The organism is Streptomyces sp. NPDC088387, assembly GCF_044753385.1.
Taxonomy (GTDB): domain Bacteria; phylum Actinomycetota; class Actinomycetes; order Streptomycetales; family Streptomycetaceae; genus Streptomyces.
This window is the reverse complement of sequence record NZ_JBIVNC010000001.1, coordinates 983,183-1,003,155: the sequence shown is the minus strand read 5'-3', so window position 1 is coordinate 1,003,155 and position 19,973 is coordinate 983,183. Positions and strand designations below refer to the sequence as shown.

Genomic DNA, 19,973 nt, shown 5'->3' with positions numbered 1-19,973 from the left:
GCCCGCCGCCACCCTTCCAAGGGATGGACTGCGCCCATGACGAACATTCCGGAGACCGGACGGACCCCAAGGGTCCAGATCCGTCTCGTCGTCATCCAGATCCTCGTCCTCTCCCTCCTCGGCACCCTCGGCGGCCGGCTGTGGTACCTCCAGATCCGCGAGGGCTCGGAGTACGCCAAGGAGGCCTCCGGCAACCACGTCCAGCAGGTCGTCCAGCCCGCCGTGCGCGGCTCCATCCTGGACGCGCGAGGCGTGCCCATCGCGGACAACGAGACACGGCTCGTGGTCTCCGCCTCCCGCACCGACCTCATGAAGATGCCGGACGACGGCGACGCCGTCCTCACCAAGCTCGCGGGCGTCCTGGGCATGGAGCCCCAGGAGGTCAAGGAGAAGGTCCGGCTCTGCGACGCGCAGACCCCCCAGCCCTGCTGGAACGGCTCGCCGTACCAGCCGATCCCCATCACCGACGAGGCCACCGCCCGCCAGGCCCTCCAGATCCGCGAGCGCGCCGAGGACTTCCCCGGCATCACCGCGGAGCCCCAGGCCGTCCGGCGGTACGCGGCGCCGGGCCAGGCCAACACCGCCCAGGTCCTCGGCTATCTCTCGCCGGTCACCGACCAGGAGATCCAGCAGGCGCAGGACACCGACTCGCCGTACCTGCGCTCCGACCAGGTCGGCCGCTCGGGCCTCGAGCGGGAGTACGACAAGGAGCTGCGCGGCAAGGCCGGCGTCACCCGCTACGAGGTGGACAATCTCGGCCGGGTCATCGGCGAGGCCGAGGCCGACCCCGCCCAGCCCGGTTCGAACCTGGTCACCAGCATCGACGCCCGGGTGCAGCGCGTCGCCGAGTTCGAGCTCAACGAGGCGATGAAGGCGGCCCGCAAGGAGTGGGACCGCAACACCCAGGAGAAGTACAAGGCCGACGCCGGTGCCGTGGTGGTGATGGAGGCCAAGACGGGCCGGGTCGTCGCCATGGCGTCCAACCCGACCTACGACCCCAACGCCTGGGTCGGCGGCATCTCCGCGAAGGACTACACCAGGCTCACCGGCAAGTCCTCCAACTACCCGCTGCTCAACCGGGCCATACAGGGTCAGGCGGCACCGGGCTCGATCTTCAAGGTGGTCTCCACGGCCGCCGCGGTCGAGGCGGGCTACGACTTCGACGGCCGGTACAACTGCTCCAGCTCGTACTCGGTCGGCGGCCAGGTCTTCAAGAACTTCGAGTCGGCGAACTACGGCCCGATCGACCTCGGCCGGGCCCTGGAGGTCTCCTGCGACACCGTCTTCTACTCCCTCGCGCACAACGAGTGGAAGAAGGACGGCGGCATCAACCCGAAGAAGGGCGAGCCGAAGGACTACTTCTACCAGGCCGCCCATCAGTTCGGTCTCGGCAAGGAGACCGGCATCGACCTGCCCAACGAGGTCACCGGCCGGGTCCCGGACCGCGAGTGGAAGCAGTCGTACTGGGACGCCAACAAGGACGCCTGGTGCAAGACCGGCAAGAAGGACGGCTCCTACGTCGAGAAGATCGCGTACGAGAACTGCCTCGAGGGCAACAAGATGCGCGCCGGTGACGAGATCAACTACTCCATCGGCCAGGGCGACACCCTGGTGACGCCGATCCAGATGGCCACCATCTACGGCGCCATCGCCAACGGCGGCACGCTGTACGACCCGACGGTCGGCAAGGCCGTCATCAGCGCCGACGGCAAGCAGGTCAGCGAGATCAAGCCCAAGGCGCACGGCAAGCTGCCGGTGAACCGACAGACGCTGGCGCAGATGGACGACGCCCTGGAGGGCGTGGCCACCCGGGGTACGGCGGCCTGGCGGTTCGAGGGCTGGCCGCAGGACAAGATCCCGATGCACGCCAAGACGGGTACGGCGGAGGTCTACGGCAAGCAGACCACGTCCTGGTTCGCCACCTACACCGACGACTACACGATCGTCATGACGATCTCCCAGGGTGGTACGGGCTCCGGCGCCTCCGGCCCGGCAGTCCGCAACATATACGACGCCCTGTACGGCGTCGCCGACGACGGCACGATCAGCAAGAAGAACGCGCTGCTGCCGACCCCGCAGAAGAACCTGCCGAAGGTCCGCACCGACGGCACGATCAACGCCCCGAAGATCTCCAAGGACCCGGCGAAGGACCAGCAGGCCTCGCAGAAGGGTGCCGAGGACCCGGAGGGCGGCGTGCAGCCGGCGGGCACCGTGCAGACGCCGGGCCAGGACAACCGCCAGACCCGGCGGCGACGACGTGCGCGGTCCAGGGGAAGCCGGAGGATGTGCTCATGACCGGCGCCAACAGCTTCCAGGTCTCGGGGTACGGCCCGCAGAAGGCCGGCTGGACCCGTGTGCTGGCCCGCGACGGAATGGCCCGCCGGCTCGACTGGCCGATACTGCTCGCGGCGGTCGCGCTGTCCCTGATCGGCGCCGTGCTGGTCTACTCGGCGACCCGCAACCGCACGGAGATCAACCAGGGCGACCAGTACTACTTCCTGGTCCGCCACCTGCTGAACACCGGCATCGGCATCGCCCTGATGATCGCCACGGTCTGGCTCGGCCACCGCACCCTGCGCACCGCGGTGCCCCTGCTGTACGGCGCGTCGGTCTTCCTGATCCTGCTGGTGCTCACCCCGCTCGGCACCACGGTCAACGGCGCCCACTCCTGGATCGCGATCGGCGCCGGCTTCTCGCTCCAGCCCTCGGAGTTCGTGAAGGTCACGATCATCCTGGGCATGGCGATGCTGCTGGCGGCACGGGTGGACGCGGGCGACAAGCCCTACCCGGACCACCGGACCGTGCTCCAGGCGCTGGGCCTCGCGGCCGTTCCGATGCTGATCGTGATGCTGATGCCCGACCTGGGCTCGGTCATGGTCATGGTCATCATCGTGCTGGGTGTGCTGCTGGCCTCCGGCGCCACCAACCGCTGGGTCTTCGGCCTGCTCGGTACGGGCACGCTGGGCGCGCTCGCGGTCTGGCAGCTCGGGATCCTCGACGAGTACCAGATCAACCGCTTCGCCGCCTTCGCCAACCCGGACCTCGACCCGGCGGGCGTCGGCTACAACACCAACCAGGCCCGGATCGCCATCGGTTCCGGCGGTCTGACGGGCTCGGGGCTCTTCCACGGCTCGCAGACCACCGGGCAGTTCGTGCCGGAGCAGCAGACCGACTTCGTCTTCACGGTCGCGGGCGAGGAGCTCGGCTTCGTGGGCGGTGGCCTGATCATCGTGCTGCTCGGGATCGTGCTGTGGCGGGCCTGCCGGATCGCCCGCGAGACGACCGAGCTGTACGGCACGATCGTCGCCGCCGGGATCGTCGCCTGGTTCGCCTTCCAGGCCTTCGAGAACATCGGGATGACCCTCGGGATCATGCCGGTCACGGGCCTGCCGCTGCCCTTCGTGTCGTACGGAGGTACGTCGATGTTCGCGGTCTGGGTGGCCGTGGGGCTGTTGCAGTCGATCAGAGTGCAGCGGCCGATGTCGGCCTGAGGCGGTCGCCGGGCGGGTGGGCGTCGGCAGGTGCCGGCGCCCGCCGTGAGCTGATTCACGCCACTCCCGCCTGGAGTTTCCCTGCGGTTCACGCCGGGTGCACTCTGCCATCACGGCTCGACTGCCATTAGATTCGGCGTATGGCGGACGCGAAGCGTGAAATAGAGCGCAAATACGAATCCGACGAGAGCGGCCTGCCGGACCTCACCGGCGTGGCCGGTGTGGCGGCGGTCATCGACAAGGGCGTCGTCGAACTGGACGCCGTCTACTACGACACCGCCGACGAGCGCCTCGCCGCGGACGCCATCACCCTGCGCCGCCGCACCGGCGGCGCGGACGCGGGCTGGCATCTGAAGTTCCCCGTCGCCCCCGGCGTGCGCGACGAGATCCAGGCGCCGCTCTCCGACACCCTGCCGCGCACCATCGCCGCCCTGGTCCGCTCCCGCGTCCGCGACGCCGAGCTGCGGCCCGTGATGCGGCTGCGGTCCGCCCGCGACCTGCGTGAACTGACCGACGGCCAGGGCCGGGTGCTCGCCGAGGTCAGCGTCGACGCGGTGCGCGCGGAGCGGCTCACCGGCGGCGGCAAGGACGCCCAGTGGACCGAGATCGAGGTCGAGCTGGCCGACGGAGCCGACGTCGTGCTGCTCGACAAGGTGGAGAAACGGTTGCGCAAGGCGGGCGTACGGCCGTCCGCGTCCTCGTCGAAGCTGGCCCGCGCACTCGCCGAGACCGCGCCCAAGAGCAAGCGGCGCACCCCGAAGGAGCCGGCGCCGCCCGTGACCGCCGGCGATCACGTCCTCGCGTATCTGCGCACCCAGCGCGACGCCGTCGTCGGTCTCGACCCGGCCGTCCGGCGCGACATCCACGACTCCGTGCACAGCATGCGGGTCGCCACCCGGCGGATGCGCAGCGCCTTCCGCTCCTACTCCAAGCTCCTGGACCGTGCCGTCACCGACCCCGTCGGCCTGGAGCTGAAGTGGCTCGCGGGCGAGCTGGGTGTGGACCGCGACCAGGAGGTGCTGACCGAGCACCTCACGGGGGCCATCGGCGCCCTGCCGCGCAACCTGCTCGTCGGACCCGTACGCACCCGGCTGCGCACCTGGTCGGGGGCCCGGCGCGGGGGATCGCGGCGCCGGCTGATCGCCGTACTGGACGGAAGACGCTATCTGGCGCTGCTCGCGGCGCTGGACACCCTGCTCGCCGAGCCGCCGCTGCTCAAGCCCGCGGCCGGCAGCCCGCAGAAGGCGGTCGCCAAGGCCGTACTGAAGGACTTCGGCAAGGTGGCCGTGCTGGTCGAGCAGGGGCTGGAGCTGCCGCCCGGTCCGGAGCGCGACTTCGCGCTGCACGAGGCGCGCAAGAAGGCCAAGCGGGCCCGGTACGCGGCCGAGGCGGCCGTCCCCGCGCTCGGCGACCCGGCGTCCGCGCTGGTGAAGTCGATGAAGTCCGTGCAGGGCCTGCTCGGCGAGCACCAGGACAGCGTGATGGTCCGCGAGGCCCTGCGGGACCTGGCGCTACAGGCGCACGCGGCGGGGGAGAACGCGTTCACGTACGGGGTGCTCTACGGGCGTGAGGAGCAGCGAGCGGCGGACGCCGAGCGGGACCTGCCGGGGCTGTGGGAGCCGATCCGCGGGGGCACGATCCTCTGAGGTGTCCTGGGGGAGGGCCGTGGGTCTCGGCGTACGGAGGGGTACTCGCGCCGCGTTAGGCTAGATGGTCTCCCGCCCCCCAGCCGCCGGCCGGGGGTACCCCCAGTCAGCTCACGAAAGTCGCGCGATGTCTGTCGAGTCGGTTTTCCCGCAGCTCGAAGCGCTGCTCCCGCATGTGCAGAAGCCGATCCAGTACGTCGGTGGAGAGCTCAACTCCACCGTCAAGGACTGGGACTCCTGCGACGTCCGCTGGGCCCTGATGTACCCCGACGCCTACGAGGTCGGCCTGCCGAACCAGGGCGTCATGATCCTCTACGAGGTGCTGAACGAGCAGGAGGGCGTCCTCGCCGAGCGCACCTACAGCGTGTGGCCGGACCTGGAGGCGCTGATGCGGGAGCACCGCGTCCCGCAGTTCACGGTCGACGGCCACCGCCCGGTGAAGGCGTTCGACGTGCTCGGCGTCAGCTTCTCCACCGAGCTGGGGTACACGAACCTGCTGACCGCGCTGGACCTCGCGGACGTGCCGCTGGAGGCCAGGGACCGGACGGTCGACGACCCGATCGTGCTGGCGGGCGGGCACGCGGCGTTCAACCCGGAGCCGATCGCCGACTTCATCGACGCGGCGGTCATCGGCGACGGCGAGCAGGCCGTCCTCGACATGACGAGGATCATCCGGCAGTGGAAGGCCGAGGGGCGGCCCGGTGGCCGCGAGGAGGTGCTGTTCCGGCTGGCGAAGACGGGCGGCGTCTACATCCCGCGCTTCTACGACGTGGAGTACCTGCCCGACGCGCGGATCGCCCGCGTGGTGCCGAACCGCTCCGGTGTCCCGTGGCGGATCTCCAAGCACACGGTGATGGACCTCGACGAGTGGCCCTACCCCAAGCAGCCGCTCGTCCCGCTCGCCGAGACCGTCCACGAGCGGATGTCGGTGGAGATCTTCCGCGGCTGTACCCGCGGCTGCCGCTTCTGCCAGGCCGGCATGATCACGCGCCCGGTGCGGGAGCGCTCGATCACCGGTATCGGCGAGATGGTCGACAAGGGCCTGAAGGCGACGGGCTTCGAGGAGGTCGGCCTGCTGTCCCTCTCCTCCGCGGACCACAGCGAGATCGGCGACATCGCCAAGGGCCTCGCGGACCGCTACGAGGAGGACAAGATCGGTCTGTCCCTCCCGTCGACGCGGGTCGACGCCTTCAACGTCGACCTGGCGAACGAACTGACCCGCAACGGCCGCCGCTCGGGTCTGACCTTCGCCCCCGAGGGCGGCAGCGAGCGGATGCGCAAGGTCATCAACAAGATGGTGTCCGAGGAGGACCTCATCCGCACCGTCGCCACCGCGTACGGCAACGGCTGGCGCCAGGTGAAGCTGTACTTCATGTGCGGCCTGCCGACGGAGACGGACGAGGACGTCCTCCAGATCGCCGACATGGCGATGAGCGTGATCCAGAAGGGCCGTGAGGTCTCCGGCGCCAACGACATCCGCTGCACGGTCTCGATCGGCGGTTTCGTCCCCAAGCCGCACACGCCGTTCCAGTGGGCGCCGCAGCTCTCCGCGGAGGAGACCGACGCCCGCCTGACCAAGCTGCGCGACAAGATCCGCGGCGACAAGAAGTACGGCCGCTCCATCGGCTTCCGCTACCACGACGGCAAGCCCGGCATCGTCGAGGGCCTCCTCTCGCGCGGCGACCGCCGGCTCGGTGCGGCGATCCGCGCGGTCTACGAGGACGGCGGCCGTTTCGACGGCTGGCGCGAGCACTTCTCCTACGACCGCTGGATGCGCTCCGCGGAGAAGGCGCTCACCCCGCAGGGCCTGGACGTCGACTGGTACACGACCCGCGAGCGCACCTACGAGGAGGTCCTGCCCTGGGACCACCTGGACTCCGGTCTGGACAAGGACTGGCTCTGGGAGGACTGGCAGGACGCCCTGGACGAGACGGAGGTCGAGGACTGCCGCTGGACGCCGTGCTTCGACTGCGGGGTGTGCCCCCAGATGGACACGTCCATCCAGATCGGTCCCACGGGCCGGAAGCTGCTGCCGCTGACGGTCAGCAAGCCGGCTCCCACCGGCTGACGAGCGGGGCATGGGGGAGGCGGGGTCCGACCGGGCGGTGGCGAGGTTTCTGGCGACGGTCCAGGTCGGTGACCGCTGCTCGGGGACGATCGTGGCCGTCACCCGGAGTCACGCGACGGTGACCCTGGACGGGTTCGCGGCCCGACCGCTCGGTGAGGTGGGAACGCTGGACGGCTCCTGGCGCCGGCGCTTCGCCGAGGTGCGTGGTTCGGTGACCAAGCTGGTCCCGTTCGGCGTCTTCGTCCAGGTTGCGGACGGGGTCGAGGGGTTGGTGCCGCCGGCCGAACTGAGCGAGACGCCGGTGAGCGCGCCGGAGGGTGTGGTGGGGATCGGGGACGAGGTCGCCGTCATGGTCACGGACCTTGACCGGGAGGGGCGCAGGCTGACGTTGTCCCGACGGCGGGTCTGAGCGTCTGTGGTCCGGAGGGGGTCCGGGTCCGCTAGGGATGCCCCCGGCGTTCGACCAGGGCGCCGATTCCGTCCAGTACGAGTGTCAGGCCGAAGTCGAACTCCGTGTCCGGGCCGTCCGCGGCCTGGAGTGCGCCCGACTCGAGCACCCGGGTGACGCCGGGGTGCCGCTCGGGTGAGGTGAGGGCGGTGAGGCGGCGGGAGTAGTCGCGCAGGAAGGCGTCCGGGCTCTGGCCGCGTGCGCGGATCGCCGCGTCGATGTCGGACATGACCGTGGCCTCGTTGCGGACGAAACCGCCGACGAGCATCAGGACGCCGAGCTTGGTGCCCTCGTCGAGGCCGGTGTCCTCCAGGGCCGTGAGCCCGTGTTCCATCCACTCCACCCAGCGCGGGCTGGCCGGCGGGCCGGAGATCTGGATGCGCAGCATCCACAGGTTGTCGTGGAAGACCGCCCGCTGTGCGCGCGCCCACACCTCCAGCCGCGTGCGCCAGGACTCGCCGGGCAGCGGCTCCGGCGGGGGTGGTGTCACCGCCTCCTGCATCAGGACGTACAGCTCGTCCTTCGCGCCCACATAGCGGTACAGGGACATCGTGGAGACGCCGAGGGCCTTCGCCACCCGGCCCATCGACACCGCCTCGACGCCCTCCGCGGCGGCGACCGCGACCGCCTCCGCGACGATCCGCTCCAGGCTGAGGCCGGGCTTCGGCCCCTTCGCGGGGCGTTCGCGCAGCCCCCAGGCCGTCGCGAGACTCGCCGGCAGACCCGATGTGTCGTCGACCTCGGCCATGGCACCTCCTGGTTCCGGCCCCCTCCCGAGCGCCGTCGGCTTGACGCACATCCTAGTTCTGCGTAACCCTTACACAGTAGTGCGTATGGCATACGCAGTGAGCTTACGGCGTTCCAGGGGGCAGTCATGGTGCAGGGTTCAGCGGCGTACGCGCCGGCCACATCGGCGGGAGCGGTGGCCGTACGCGCCGCCGCCCTGCGCAAGTCCTACGGCGGGCACGAGGTGCTGTGCGGCCTCGACCTCGCCGTACCGCGCGGCAGCGTCTACGCGCTGCTCGGGCCCAACGGCGCCGGCAAGACCACCGCCGTCCGCATCCTCGCCACGCTCACCGCCGCCGACTCCGGCAGCGCCGAGGTCGCCGGCCACGACGTGCGCACCGCACGCGCGCGGGTACGCCGCGCCATCAGCCTCACCGGCCAGTTCGCGGCCGTCGACGAGATGCAGACCGGCGCCGAGAACCTGCGCATGATGGCGCGCCTGGCCCGCAACTCCCGCGCCGCCGCCCGCACCCGCGCCACGCACCTGCTCGACGGCTTTGGCCTCACCGACGCGGGCGACCGCCTGGTGAAGACGTACTCCGGCGGAATGCGCCGCCGCCTCGACCTCGCCGCGTCCCTGGTCGGCGACCCCGAGGTGATCTTCCTCGACGAGCCGACGACCGGCCTCGACCCACGCAGCCGCCAGGAACTGTGGGACGTCGTACGGGAGTTGTCCGCCCAGGGCACCACCGTCCTCCTCACCACCCAGTACCTCGAAGAGGCCGACCAGCTCGCCGACCGCATCGGCGTCCTCGACACCGGCACCCTCGTCGCCGAGGGCACCGCCGCCGAGCTCAAGCAGCGCGTCGCAGGACACCGGCTCGACCTCGTACTCACCAACTCGGCGGCCTGTCTGCGCCTCGCGCCGCACGCCACGTACATCGACGCGGCGACCCGCACGATCGGTGTCCCCACGGACGGCACCGCGGCCCATGTCCGGTCCCTGCTCGATGAGTTGGACCCCGCACGCACCGACATCGAGCGGTTCGGCCTGCACACCGCGACCCTCGACGACGTCTTCCTGACGCTCACCGGACGAGGCGCGCACACCCCTGACGGCGTCCCGACCCCCGCCCAGGAGGCCGGCCATGTCTGACGCCCTGATCATGAGCGGCCGCGCCCTGCGGATGAGCCGCCGCAACATCGACGCCCTCATCACCTCGATGGCCCTGCCCGTGATGCTGCTGCTGATCTTCGTCTACTTCTTCGGCGGCGCCATCAACACCGGCACGCAGTACGTCACTTACGTCGTGCCCGGCGTCCTGCTCCTGTGCGCCGGGTTCGGCTCCGCCAACACCGCCGTCGCCGTCACCGACGACCTCAAGGGCGGCATCATCGACCGCTTCCGCTCCCTGGACATCGGCGGCGCCCCGATCCTCGCCGGGCACGTGGTGGCCTCCGCGGTCCGCAACATGGTCGCGACCGCCCTGGTCTTCGGCCTCGCCTTCGCGATCGGCTTCCGCCCCTCGGCCACCGTCGCCGGCTGGTTTGCCGCGCTCGGGGTGCTGCTGGCGTTCATCCTCGCCCTGTCCTGGCTGTCGGCGGCCGTCGGACTGCTCGCCAAGTCGCCCGAGGCGGCGGGCGGTTTCACGTTCTTCGTCAGCTTCCTGCCGTACCCGAGCAGCGCCTTCGTCCCCACCGACACCATGCCGGGCTGGCTCCAGGGCTTCGCCGCCCAGCAGCCGGTCACCAAGGTCATCGAGTCGCTGCGCGGACTGCTCCTCGGTCAACCGGTCGGGTCGACGCCGTGGGTCGCGCTGCTGTGGTGCGCGGGGATCCTCGTGGTGTCGGTGGTGCTGGCGGACCGTCTGTTCCGCCGCCGCACAGCCGGCTGACCACCTGTTCCGTCGTCGGGCGGCCGCTGACCGGGCTTGCCCGGACCGCTCAGCGCGGATGCGCCGTGAAGACGTCGTGCAGTACGTCCATGTAGGCGCCGTGTCCGCTCGCGCTGGCCCAGTCCGTCGCCGACTCGGCGGCCGTGCCCTCGCCCCACTCGTTGTAGGAGACGAGGAGTTGGAAGGGGGCGCCGGAGGTGGCGACCGTGGTGGCCTCGCGGCGGAACCGGTCGAGGTCGCGCGGCTCCACCGGCGCGTCGGCGTCGTACTTCCAGAAGCCCGGCGACAGGACCGCCGAGTAGCCCTTCTGCACGTCGAGGCTCGCGGCGTACTGGTGCCAGCCCTGCGGCTGGTTCGCGCAGTCCAGGTAGCCGCCGAACACCTTCAGGACGACGTAGTAGCCGGCCGTGCGGTTGGCCTCGGTCCAGCGGTCGACCATGTCGCAGCCGTCGCCGCCCGCCGCGTACACGAAGATCACCGGCTTTCCGTCGATGTGCAGCCAGGTCTTCTGGTCGGCGTAGGTGCGGAGGTGGGCGAGATCGTCGCGGATCCGTTCCGCGGACGGGTTCGCGTACGCCTCGTCCTCGTAGTACGCGCTCCAGGAGAAGCCCAGTTCGGCGCCCTCGGACATCAGCAGCGGCATCCGCCGGTCCTCCTCGGTGCCGGGGCCCCACCAGGAGGCGATGCCGGCCTGGAGCCCGCCGTACTGCATGTCCTTGATCTGGCGTTCGACGGTGGCCGGGTCGTCCTGGTCGTAGTCCGGTGCCGAGGCGGTGTACTTGCTGCCGCCGTCCGTGACCGGGTTCTGCTCGTACCAGGGGTAGTAGAAGGCGGCCCGGACCGGGAGTTCGGTGTCGGCGGCCGTCGACTTCGGGGGATCGGCCGGCTTCGGAGCCGCCTTCTCCGTCTGCCCGGCGGGCGGCTTCGACGTGGCGGACTTCGAGGGGGACGGCGAGGCGGACGCCGTCGGTGACGCGGAGCGGCCGACCGAGGGGGCCACGGCGGCCGCTCCGGCCGGGTCGTCCGGTCCGACCAGGGTGCTCGCGGCGAAGACGATGCCTGCGACGCCCGCGGCGGCCAGGGACACCAGACTGGCGAGTTTGCCGAACGAGACGACTGCCTTGGCGGCGTGGGCGGCGTGGGCTGTGTGAGCGGCGTGGGTGGTGTGCGCGAGATCGGTCGCCGCGGACGCGTCGGGGGACACGGACTGGGACGCCAGGGCCACTCCGCCGCCGTCGGCGCCGGCCCGCAGCATCGCCGCCGTCAGGGCGAGCAGGGTCGGCGGGACCGCGACCAGCGCCAGGTCCGCGAGCAGCCGCTCGGCCGGCACCACCTCGTCGAACACCCCGTAACAGACCGCGCATTCACGCACGTGCCGGGCGATCCGCTTGCGCCACAGCCCGTGCGGACGGCCGTCCCAGCCGCGCAGCACCTCGTCGAGCTCCGCGCAGCGCGGCACCGCCTCCAGCGCGCGGACCACCGCCCGCGCGGTCTCCAGCCGCGCCTTCATTCGCTGCACACGCACGCCCGCCTGTGCGGGCGGTATCTCCAGGGCGGCGACCAGTTCGGCCCTGCTGAGCTGCCCGGACACCTCCATCCACCACACCGCGAGCAGTTCGCGGTCCTCCGGGTCCAGCCAGCGGGTCGCCTCGGCGGTCTCGCGCCGCTGGTCCGAGAGTTGCAGCACGGTGATGGTGAGGTCCGCGAAGTCCGCCCCCGGGTCCGCGAGGCCGGCCGTCTCCTCCAAGCACTCGCCGCCGGACGGCGGTGCCTCGCGCCGGATCCGCCAGTACCGGCGGACCTGCCGCATCGCGATGGCCACCAGCCACGACCGGAACGCCTCCGGATCGCGCAGCTGCTGGACGTCACGGACCATCTGGAGCATGACGTCCTGGACGACGTCGTCGGTGTCGGAGGGGGCGTTCAGGGAACGCCCGACGATGTTGTAGACGAGGGGCAGGTACTCGGCCACGAGCGTGTCGAGCGCCCGCTGGTCACCTGCCTGCGCGGCCCGCACGACCGCGGCTTCCGTGCCGTGTCCGCCGGATGAGAAGTCGCTCATGTCAAGGGGAGGGTCGGAGGATGCCGCCGCCATAACAGAAAGCGACCGGAAGGAATCCGGGCCATGGTCGCATCCCTGGGGAGAGGTGGGGGAGCGGGGGCTCGGACTGTCCCGGGGTGGGGCGGGGGAGCCGGGGGCTCGGACCGTCCCGGGGCGGGGGGAGCGGGGGTCTGGGCCGTCCCGGGGTGGGGTGGGGCCGGGCACTTCTTCGTGACCGGATCCTGATGTCCGCACGGCATCCGTATGACCGGTTCGCGCGTCTACGCCGGTATGGATCTGGAGAAGCCGCACGCTCAGCCGCCCGAGGTGCCCGCGGCTCGGCCGCCGGTGCCCGACCGGGAGCCCGAGGGCTGCCTCGCCGTGGCGATCCGCGTACCGGTGCGGATCGTCGTGCTGGTGCTGGTCGTGCCCGTACGCATGGTCTGGGACGCGCTCGTCGTCTCCGGGCGCTTTCTGTACGACGTCGTCCTGCGCCCCGTCGGACGGGCCCTGTTCGTCTGGCCCTGGGTCGCGCTGTGGCGGTACGCCCTCGTGCCCGTCGGCCGCGGGCTGGCCTGGCTCGGAAACGTCCTCGTCGTACTGCCCCTCACCCTGCTGTACCGGCACGTCCTCACACCGGTCGGGCACGGCATCGCCTGGACCGCCCGCGGCGTCTGGGCCGGGCTGACCTGGCTGGCTCGCGGCATCCGGGCCGGCGTCGCCTGGACCGGGCGGGGCACCTGGGCGGCGCTGTCCTGGCTCGGGCGCGGGATCTGGGCCGGGATCTCCTGGGTCGGACGGGGCATCGGGGCCGGGCTCGGCTGGGTGTACGCGTGGCTGCTGACCCCTGTGGGCCACGGGATCCGCTGGGTGCTCAAGGGCATCGCCGTGGTGCTCGCGGCGATCGCGGCCGGACTGTGGACCGGCCTGACCTGGCTGGTCCGGTACCTCGTTGTGGTGCCCGCGGTTTGGCTCTACATCTGGGTCCTCACTCCCGTCGGACACGCGGTCGCCTGGTGTGCCAAGGGGATCGCGTGGCTGGTGTCCGCGCTGTTCAAGGGCATCGGCCTGGTGCTGTACTGGACCGCGCGCGTGCTGGTCGTGCTGCCCGCCCTCGCTGTCTGGCGCTGGGTCCTCGTGCCCGTCGGCCACTTCCTGGCCGTACTCGGGCGGGAGACCGGCGACGCGCTCGGGCACGCCTGGCGGATCGCCGGACACCTCTCCCGCGCGGTGGGGCGTTTCCTCGGCACCCTCTTCCGGTGGATCTTCGTGGAGCCGGTGCGCTGGGCCTACCAGGCCGTGCTGACACCGGTCGGGCACGCCGTACGGGACAACGTGCTGCGGCCCGCCGCAGAGGCCGCGCGCAGCGCCGGACGGACCGCGCGGCAGGCGATCGCCACCGCCCGGGACACCGCACGGCAGGCGCGCGCCGACTTCCGTCGGATGGTCTTCGGCGAGCCCCGCGAGCCGGAAGCGGTCGCCCGGCGGGAACCGCCGGCCGCTGAGACACGTACTCTTGGTAGCAGTACGACCGCACTCACGAAGGACTGAGCGACACTGGGGAAGCGACAGCCCGAAGGCCCGCCGCCCGCACCCGCGGTGCAGCGCATCCGACTGCGCTACACCAAGCGCGGCCGCCTGAGGTTCACCAGCCACCGCGACTTCCAGCGCGCCTTCGAGCGCGCCCTGCGGCGCGCCGAGGTACCGATGGCGTACTCGGCGGGTTTCACTCCGCACCCCAAGGTGTCGTACGCCAATGCCGCACCCACCGGCACGGGCAGTGAGGCGGAATACCTGGAGATCGCGCTCACCGCGGCGCGTGATCCGCAGAAACTGCGCGCTCTCCTCGACGAGTCGCTGCCCACCGGGCTCGACATCGTCGACGCCGTCGAGGCCCGTACGTCGGGGCTCGCCGACCGGCTCACCGCCTCCGTGTGGGAGCTGCGGCTGGACGGCGTCGACCCCGCGGACGCCACCCGCGCGGTGGCCGCTTTCAACGCGGCCGGGACCGTCGAGGTACAGCGCCGGACCAAGAACGGCATGCGCACGTTCGACGCCCGTCCGGCCGTGGTGAGCCTGACGAGCGGTGAAGGCCCTGAAACGCAGGGTGCACCGTCCGATAGGCCGACCGACCGGCGCTGTGCGATACTGCGGCTGGTTGTTCGGCACGTGACGCCTGCCGTACGACCCGACGACGTCCTGTCCGGTCTCCGCGCCGTGGCCGACCTGGCGCCGCCGGTCCCCGCAGCGGTGACCAGGCTGGCGCAGGGGCTGTTCGATGAAGAGACCGGCACGGTGACCGACCCGCTCGCGCCCGACCGCGAGGCAGACACGGCCCACACAGCGGCCGTCCCCTCTGCCGCCGCGACGGCGCCGGCGTAGGGAAGGTCCCGCGTAGGACATACGTCGAAAGCGCCGCCCTCGTACTCGGGAGCCACCTGGGTCGGGCAGCGCACCGACCAGAAGACTTTCGCCAGGCCGTACGCGACAAGGCATACGGAACCGGTGAGACAGGACACGGAGAGCTCCCGTGCGGCGCCCGCGCCCCGGACGGCGGCACACGCGCATCGCGCGAGCCGCGGACGTCACCGGCATTCCCGCCGGACCAGGCGCGGCGCCCGGGAGCCTGACGGGAGAAACGCCCGCATGCTCGAACCGACCGAACCCGACGAGTCCCGGAGGGACTCCGAACAGAACACCCCGAGCGACACCCTGCCGCCGCGACGCCGGCGCAGGGCCGCATCCCGACCGGCGGGCCCGCCCGCCGCCGAGACCCCGGCGACCGCCACGGACGCCACCGCCTCGGCCATACCGGCAGAGCAGTCCGTGCAGTCCGCACCGGCTGCCGACCTCACCGCGCAGGACGTGGTCGAGGATCCCGCCGTCACCACCACGGTGACCGTCGCGGTCACCGAACCCGACACCGACGAGCCCGACGCCGCCGAGGCCGTGGCCGAGGAGCCCGCGCCCGCCGGCCGTACCCGCCGCCGCGCGGTGCGCCGGGCCTCGGCACCCACCGGATCACCCGTGGCCGCCGAGGCAGCCGAGACCGTGCTGCCCGCCGGCGCGCCCGTCGCGGAGACCGCCGAGCCGGTCACCGCACCCGAACCCACCTCCACACCCGCGTCCGGGTCCACGGAGAGCGCCGCTGTCGAGGAGCCCGCTCCTCCGCGTGCCCGCCGCCGTGCCACGCGCCGTGTGTCCGCACCCGCCGGTGCGCCCGAGCGGGCCGAGACGCCCGCCGCCGAGGCCGCGCAGGCCGCCGAGGTGCCCGCTGCTGAGACCACGCAGGGCGGCGAGGCCCCCGCGGCCGTCGCGACCCCGCAGATCGCCGAGGCCCAAGTGAACGCCCGTAACGAATCCGCCGCCGAGAGCGGCACCGCCGCCCAGAACGGCGCCGCCGCCGACAGCGGGACGGACGAAGCCGCCCCGAAGCGCACCCGCCGCCGCGCCACCCGCCGGGTGTCGACGCCCGCCGCGGAGACCCCCGCCACCGAGACCGGGACAGTCGTCCCCGAGCCGGTGGCCGCCGAGGCGCCCGCCGTCGAGACGCCGGCCGCCCCCGCCCCGGTCGCCGACGAACCGCAGCAGGACGACGACGAGGCCGCCGGCCCGCGTCGGTCGCGCCGCCGTGTCGTCCGTAAGGCCGCGACCGGTTTCGCCGCGCCCGCGCAGCCGCCCGCCCGTGCGAAGGCGGCCGACCGAGACGACGACGGCGAGTCCTCGCGCAGGCCGTCCCGGCCCGCCGTCGCCGTGTTCCAGGCGCCGGTGTTCACCGAGCCCAGGTTCCAGACGCCCGAGCGGGCCGCCGCCCAGGCCGCGGCCGAGGCCGCGGAGGAGGAGCCGGCCGAGCCGGAGGAGTTCCCCGAGGAGCAGCCCGCCTCGCGTCGCCGTCGCAGGCGCCGCGGTGCCGCCTTCGAGGACGAGACCCAGACCCGCACCGAGGCCCGTGCCGAGGCTCCCCGCGCGGAGGTCCGTGCCGAGGCGCCCGTCGCCGAGGAGGAGCCGGCCGACGACGTCGAGGACAGCGGCGAGCAGTCCCCCGACGACTCGGACGACTCCGAGGAGAACGAGGACACCGGTTCGCGCCGGCGCCGCCGCCGCGGTGGCCGCCGCCGCCGTCGGGGCGAGTCCGCCGACGGCGAGTCCGGTGACGCCGACGAGCTCACCGGCGAGCAGGTGGCCCAGGACGCCGAGGACACCGCCGAGCAGATCGGCGAGGACGCCGAGGACGCCGAGGACGACGACCGCTCCGAGGAGTCCGGTGGCTCGTCCTCCAGCAGCCGTCGTCGCCGGCGTCGGCGCAGGCGGGCCGGTGACGGTTCCGGCGAGCCCGACCAGTCCGAGGACGACCCGGAGCGCACGGTCGTCAAGGTCCGTGAGCCGCGCAAGCAGAGCGAGCCGTCCGACGAGGTGCAGTCCATCAAGGGCTCGACCCGTCTGGAGGCCAAGAAGCAGCGCCGCCGCGAGGGCCGCGAGCAGGGCCGCAGGCGGGTGCCGATCATCACCGAGGCCGAGTTCCTGGCCCGCCGCGAGGCCGTCGAGCGCGTGATGGTCGTCCGGCAGAGCGGCGAGCGCACCCAGATCGGCGTCCTCGAGGACAACGTGCTCGTCGAGCACTACGTCAACAAGGAGCAGTCGACCTCGTACGTCGGCAACGTCTACCTGGGCAAGGTCCAGAACGTGCTGCCGTCGATGGAGGCCGCCTTCATCGACATCGGCAAGGGCCGCAACGCCGTGCTCTATGCCGGTGAGGTCAACTTCGAGGCACTCGGCATGGCCCACGGGCCGCGCCGTATCGAGTCCGCGCTGAAGTCCGGGCAGTCCGTGCTCGTGCAGGTCACCAAGGATCCGATCGGCCACAAGGGCGCCCGGCTGACCAGCCAGGTCTCCCTGCCCGGCCGCTACCTGGTCTACGTCCCCGAGGGGTCGATGACCGGCATCAGCCGCAAGCTGCCCGACACCGAGCGGGCGCGCCTGAAGACCATCCTCAAGAAGATCGTCCCCGAGGACGCGGGCGTCATCGTGCGCACCGCCGCCGAGGGCGCGAGCGAGGACGAACTGCGCCGTGACGTCGAGCGGTTGCAGTCGCAGTGGGAGGACATCCAGAAGAAGGCGAAGAGCGGCAACGCCCCGACCCTGCTGTACGGCGAGCCGGACATGACCGTCCGGGTGGTCCGCGACATCTTCAACGAGGACTTCTCCAAGGTCATCGTCAGCGGTGACGAGGCCTGGCAGACCGTGCACGGCTATGTCTCGCACGTCGCGCCCGACCTCGCCGACCGGCTCACGAAGTGGACCTCCGAGGTCGACGTCTTCGCCACGTACCGGATCGACGAGCAGCTCGCGAAGGCGCTGGACCGCAAGGTGTGGCTGCCGAGCGGTGGTTCGCTGGTGATCGACAAGACCGAGGCCATGGTCGTGATCGATGTCAACACCGGCAAGTTCACCGGCCAGGGCGGCAACCTCGAAGAGACCGTGACCAGGAACAACCTGGAGGCGGCCGAGGAGATCGTGCGTCAGCTGCGGCTGCGCGACCTGGGCGGCATCGTCGTCATCGACTTCATCGACATGGTGCTGGAGTCCAACCGGGACCTGGTGCTGCGACGCCTCCTGGAGTGCCTGGGCCGCGACCGTACGAAGCACCAGGTCGCCGAGGTGACCTCGCTGGGCCTGGTCCAGATGACCCGCAAGCGGGTCGGCCAGGGTCTGCTGGAGTCGTTCTCCGAGACCTGCGTCCACTGCAACGGACGCGGTGTCATCGTCCACATGGAGCAGCCGACCTCCGTCGGGGGCGGCGGCAAGCGCAAGAAGCGCGGGCGGGGCGGCTCCGACGCGTCGGAGCACACGCACGAGAGCGCCGCCGTCGAGCACGAGACGGAGTCGGAGGCCGAGGTCGCGGCCGAGGTCGCCGAGCCGGTCGCGCTCACCGCACCCGAGTTCGCGCCGGACGAGGAGCTGTACAGCAGCGTCGCAGAGGCGGAGGCCGCGGCTTCCACCCGCGGGCGTTCGCGTCGCCGGGCCGGCCGCAGGGCGTCCGCTCCGGCGGGCGCGCCGAAGGCCGAGGCGCCGACGGCCCAACAGGTGACCGCCGAGGCGGAGGCCGAGCGTCCGGTGCAGCCGGAGCCCGCCGCCGAGGCGCACGCCGAGCCGGTCGCCGCCGAGGACCCGGTGGTCGAGGCCACCGCTTCCGCGCCGGCCGCTCCGGCGGTCGACGAGGCCGCGCCCAAGGGCCGTACCCGCCGCCGGGCCACCCGCAGGGTGTCCGCGCCGGCCGGGGCGCCCGAGAGCGCCGAGTCCGCGGTCGTCACGGTGACCGAGCCGGCACCGCAGCCGCAGGCCGCGCCCGAGCCGGTCGCCGCGTCCGCCGAGGCACCCGCGGAGGCCCCGGCCGAGGCCGCCGCCCCGGCCCGTCCGCGCCGCCGTGCGGTGCGCAAGGCCACCGCGCCCACCGCGTCCGAGGACACGGCCGTGGTGGTCGTCCCGTCGGGCACGGCCACGGAGGCTCCCGCCGCGGAGCCCGCGGTCGACGAGGCCGAGCCGGCCGGCAAGCCGGCCCGTAAGACGGCCAAGAAGGCCACCGCGAAGAAGGCCGCCACCAAGAAGACGGCGGTCAAGAAGACCGCGGCGAAGAAGACGGCCGCGAAGAAGACGACGGCCAAGAAGGCCGCGGCGACCAAGACGGCCGCCAAGTCGACGTCGAAGAAGACCGCGGCGGCGGAGCAGCAGACGCTGTCCTCCGTCTCGGCCTCCACCGACGAGGGCTGACCGACCGACGAGGGCCGACCGATGACGGCCCGCCGGCGACGGCTGACCGGCGACGGCCGACCGTCACGTCCCGGGTTCCGGGGCGCGTACCGAAGGGTGCGTGCTCCGGGCCCGGGGCCCGGTTTGACCCCCCGGTCCAGGGCCCCGTACCCTGGACCGTCGGCGTGTCCAGTGACACGCCACATCCTCGTAAACCTTTTCCTTCCGAGAACCTCGGTGATCGGGAGAGGCTGTCCGTGTCGGTTGTCCGGGCGGCTGGACTGCGAGGGTGCCGTTCCCGAGCGAGAGAGTGAGATCCGCGTGTACGCCATCGTGCGCAGCGGTGGTCGCCAGCACAAGGTTGCTGTCGGCGACATCGTTGAGGTTGACAAGATTTCCACTGCCAAGGTTGGCGACACGGTCGAGCTCTCGACCCTGCTCGTTGTCGACGGCGACGCCGTGACCAGCGACCCGTGGGTGCTGGACGGCATCAAGGTCCAGGCCGAGGTCGTGGACCACCACAAGGGTGTCAAGATCGACATCCTGCGCTACAAGAACAAGACCGGTTACCGGCGTCGTCAGGGCCACCGCCAGCAGTACACGGCGATCAAGGTCACTGAGATCCCCGCGGCTGCGAAGTAAGGGACTGAGGAGAGATGGCACACAAGAAGGGCGCATCGTCCACCCGGAACGGTCGCGACTCCAATGCCCAGCGGCTCGGCGTGAAGCGCTTCGGCGGTCAGGTCGTGAACGCCGGTGAGATCCTGGTCCGCCAGCGCGGCACGCACTTCCACCCGGGCTCGGGTGTCGGTCGCGGCGGCGACGACACGCTGTTCGCCCTCCAGGCCGGTGCCGTGCAGTTCGGCACCCACCGCGGGCGCAACGTCGTGAACATCGTTCCGGTCGCCTGA

General features: G+C 71.9%; 14 protein-coding genes. 12 read left to right on the top strand and 2 right to left on the bottom strand.

Annotation, left to right across the window (positions count from 1 at the left end; all coding sequences use genetic code 11):
• Nucleotides 1-36 precede the first annotated feature (36 nt).
• From mrdA to ACIQAC_RS04500, 5 genes are all read left to right on the top strand, one after another.
• Nucleotides 37-2,295 carry a penicillin-binding protein 2 gene (mrdA, locus tag ACIQAC_RS04520; protein WP_402186868.1) on the top strand — a complete coding sequence of 753 codons (2,259 nt, stop codon included), beginning with the start codon at nt 37-39 and terminating at the stop codon, nt 2,293-2,295.
• The gene (gene rodA, locus ACIQAC_RS04515; protein ID WP_402186866.1) at nt 2,292-3,491 is read left to right on the top strand and encodes a rod shape-determining protein RodA; all 1,200 of its coding nucleotides are present in this window, start codon (nt 2,292-2,294) and stop codon (nt 3,489-3,491) included. The genes mrdA and rodA overlap by 4 nt, the downstream gene beginning before the upstream one ends.
• A 140-nt stretch (nt 3,492-3,631) precedes the next feature.
• Nucleotides 3,632-5,137 carry a CHAD domain-containing protein gene (locus ACIQAC_RS04510; RefSeq protein WP_402186865.1) on the top strand — a complete coding sequence of 502 codons (1,506 nt, stop codon included), beginning with the start codon at nt 3,632-3,634 and terminating at the stop codon, nt 5,135-5,137.
• 127 nt (nt 5,138-5,264) lie between these two features.
• Nucleotides 5,265-7,205 carry a TIGR03960 family B12-binding radical SAM protein gene (locus ACIQAC_RS04505; RefSeq protein ID WP_402186864.1) on the top strand — a complete coding sequence of 647 codons (1,941 nt, stop codon included), beginning with the start codon at nt 5,265-5,267 and terminating at the stop codon, nt 7,203-7,205.
• A 10-nt stretch (nt 7,206-7,215) separates the two neighbouring features.
• Nucleotides 7,216-7,614: a S1 RNA-binding domain-containing protein gene (locus ACIQAC_RS04500; RefSeq protein ID WP_402186862.1), complete on the top strand. Its 399-nt coding sequence runs from the start codon at nt 7,216-7,218 to the stop codon at nt 7,612-7,614.
• 31 nt (nt 7,615-7,645) lie between these two features.
• On the opposite strand, the gene ACIQAC_RS04495 is transcribed toward ACIQAC_RS04500, so the two are convergent.
• A complete protein-coding gene (locus ACIQAC_RS04495) occupies nt 7,646-8,401 on the bottom strand; it encodes a TetR/AcrR family transcriptional regulator C-terminal domain-containing protein (RefSeq protein ID WP_402186861.1) in 756 nt (251 codons plus the stop codon).
• 126 nt (nt 8,402-8,527) lie between these two features.
• Between ACIQAC_RS04495 and ACIQAC_RS04490 the strand changes: the two genes are divergently transcribed.
• Together ACIQAC_RS04490 and ACIQAC_RS04485 are read left to right on the top strand one after the other, a co-directional pair.
• Nucleotides 8,528-9,535 carry an ATP-binding cassette domain-containing protein gene (locus ACIQAC_RS04490; RefSeq protein ID WP_402186859.1) on the top strand — a complete coding sequence of 336 codons (1,008 nt, stop codon included), beginning with the start codon at nt 8,528-8,530 and terminating at the stop codon, nt 9,533-9,535.
• Nucleotides 9,528-10,274 carry an ABC transporter permease gene (locus ACIQAC_RS04485; protein ID WP_402186857.1) on the top strand — a complete coding sequence of 249 codons (747 nt, stop codon included), beginning with the start codon at nt 9,528-9,530 and terminating at the stop codon, nt 10,272-10,274. Before ACIQAC_RS04490 ends, ACIQAC_RS04485 begins: the two co-directional genes overlap by 8 nt.
• 49 nt (nt 10,275-10,323) lie before the next feature.
• Here ACIQAC_RS04485 and ACIQAC_RS04480 read toward each other — a convergent pair whose 3' ends face one another.
• Nucleotides 10,324-12,336 carry a sigma-70 family RNA polymerase sigma factor gene (locus tag ACIQAC_RS04480; RefSeq protein ID WP_402186856.1) on the bottom strand — a complete coding sequence of 671 codons (2,013 nt, stop codon included), beginning with the start codon at nt 12,334-12,336 and terminating at the stop codon, nt 10,324-10,326.
• 270 nt (nt 12,337-12,606) lie between these two features.
• Between ACIQAC_RS04480 and ACIQAC_RS04475 the strand changes: the two genes are divergently transcribed.
• From ACIQAC_RS04475 to rpmA, 5 genes are all read left to right on the top strand, one after another.
• The gene (locus tag ACIQAC_RS04475; protein WP_402186975.1) at nt 12,607-13,866 is read left to right on the top strand and encodes a hypothetical protein; all 1,260 of its coding nucleotides are present in this window, start codon (nt 12,607-12,609) and stop codon (nt 13,864-13,866) included.
• A 48-nt stretch (nt 13,867-13,914) separates the two neighbouring features.
• Nucleotides 13,915-14,697, top strand: coding sequence for a TIGR03936 family radical SAM-associated protein (locus ACIQAC_RS04470; RefSeq protein WP_402186854.1), 783 nt, complete (start codon nt 13,915-13,917; stop codon nt 14,695-14,697).
• Between the two features lie 264 nt (nt 14,698-14,961).
• Nucleotides 14,962-19,083, top strand: a complete 4,122-nt coding sequence (locus ACIQAC_RS04465) for an Rne/Rng family ribonuclease (RefSeq protein ID WP_402186853.1) — start codon at nt 14,962-14,964, stop codon at nt 19,081-19,083.
• Nucleotides 19,084-19,383: 300 nt separating this feature from the next.
• Nucleotides 19,384-19,704, top strand: coding sequence for a 50S ribosomal protein L21 (gene rplU, locus ACIQAC_RS04460; RefSeq protein ID WP_149513635.1), 321 nt, complete (start codon nt 19,384-19,386; stop codon nt 19,702-19,704).
• 14 nt (nt 19,705-19,718) lie between these two features.
• The gene (gene rpmA, locus ACIQAC_RS04455; RefSeq protein ID WP_402186852.1) at nt 19,719-19,973 is read left to right on the top strand and encodes a 50S ribosomal protein L27; all 255 of its coding nucleotides are present in this window, start codon (nt 19,719-19,721) and stop codon (nt 19,971-19,973) included.

Bases quoted from the DNA above. Each gene is read 5' to 3' on its own strand.
- mrdA (WP_402186868.1), top strand. From the start codon at position 37: ATGACGAACATTCCGGAGACCGGACGGACCCCAAGGGTCCAGATCCGT.
- rodA (WP_402186866.1), top strand. From the start codon at position 2,292: ATGACCGGCGCCAACAGCTTCCAGGTCTCGGGGTACGGCCCGCAGAAG.
- ACIQAC_RS04510 (WP_402186865.1), top strand. From the start codon at position 3,632: ATGGCGGACGCGAAGCGTGAAATAGAGCGCAAATACGAATCCGACGAG.
- ACIQAC_RS04505 (WP_402186864.1), top strand. From the start codon at position 5,265: ATGTCTGTCGAGTCGGTTTTCCCGCAGCTCGAAGCGCTGCTCCCGCAT.
- ACIQAC_RS04500 (WP_402186862.1), top strand. From the start codon at position 7,216: ATGGGGGAGGCGGGGTCCGACCGGGCGGTGGCGAGGTTTCTGGCGACG.
- ACIQAC_RS04495 (WP_402186861.1), bottom strand. From the start codon at position 8,401: ATGGCCGAGGTCGACGACACATCGGGTCTGCCGGCGAGTCTCGCGACG.
- ACIQAC_RS04490 (WP_402186859.1), top strand. From the start codon at position 8,528: ATGGTGCAGGGTTCAGCGGCGTACGCGCCGGCCACATCGGCGGGAGCG.
- ACIQAC_RS04485 (WP_402186857.1), top strand. From the start codon at position 9,528: ATGTCTGACGCCCTGATCATGAGCGGCCGCGCCCTGCGGATGAGCCGC.
- ACIQAC_RS04480 (WP_402186856.1), bottom strand. From the start codon at position 12,336: ATGAGCGACTTCTCATCCGGCGGACACGGCACGGAAGCCGCGGTCGTG.
- ACIQAC_RS04475 (WP_402186975.1), top strand. From the start codon at position 12,607: ATGGATCTGGAGAAGCCGCACGCTCAGCCGCCCGAGGTGCCCGCGGCT.
- ACIQAC_RS04465 (WP_402186853.1), top strand. From the start codon at position 14,962: ATGCTCGAACCGACCGAACCCGACGAGTCCCGGAGGGACTCCGAACAG.
- rpmA (WP_402186852.1), top strand. From the start codon at position 19,719: ATGGCACACAAGAAGGGCGCATCGTCCACCCGGAACGGTCGCGACTCC.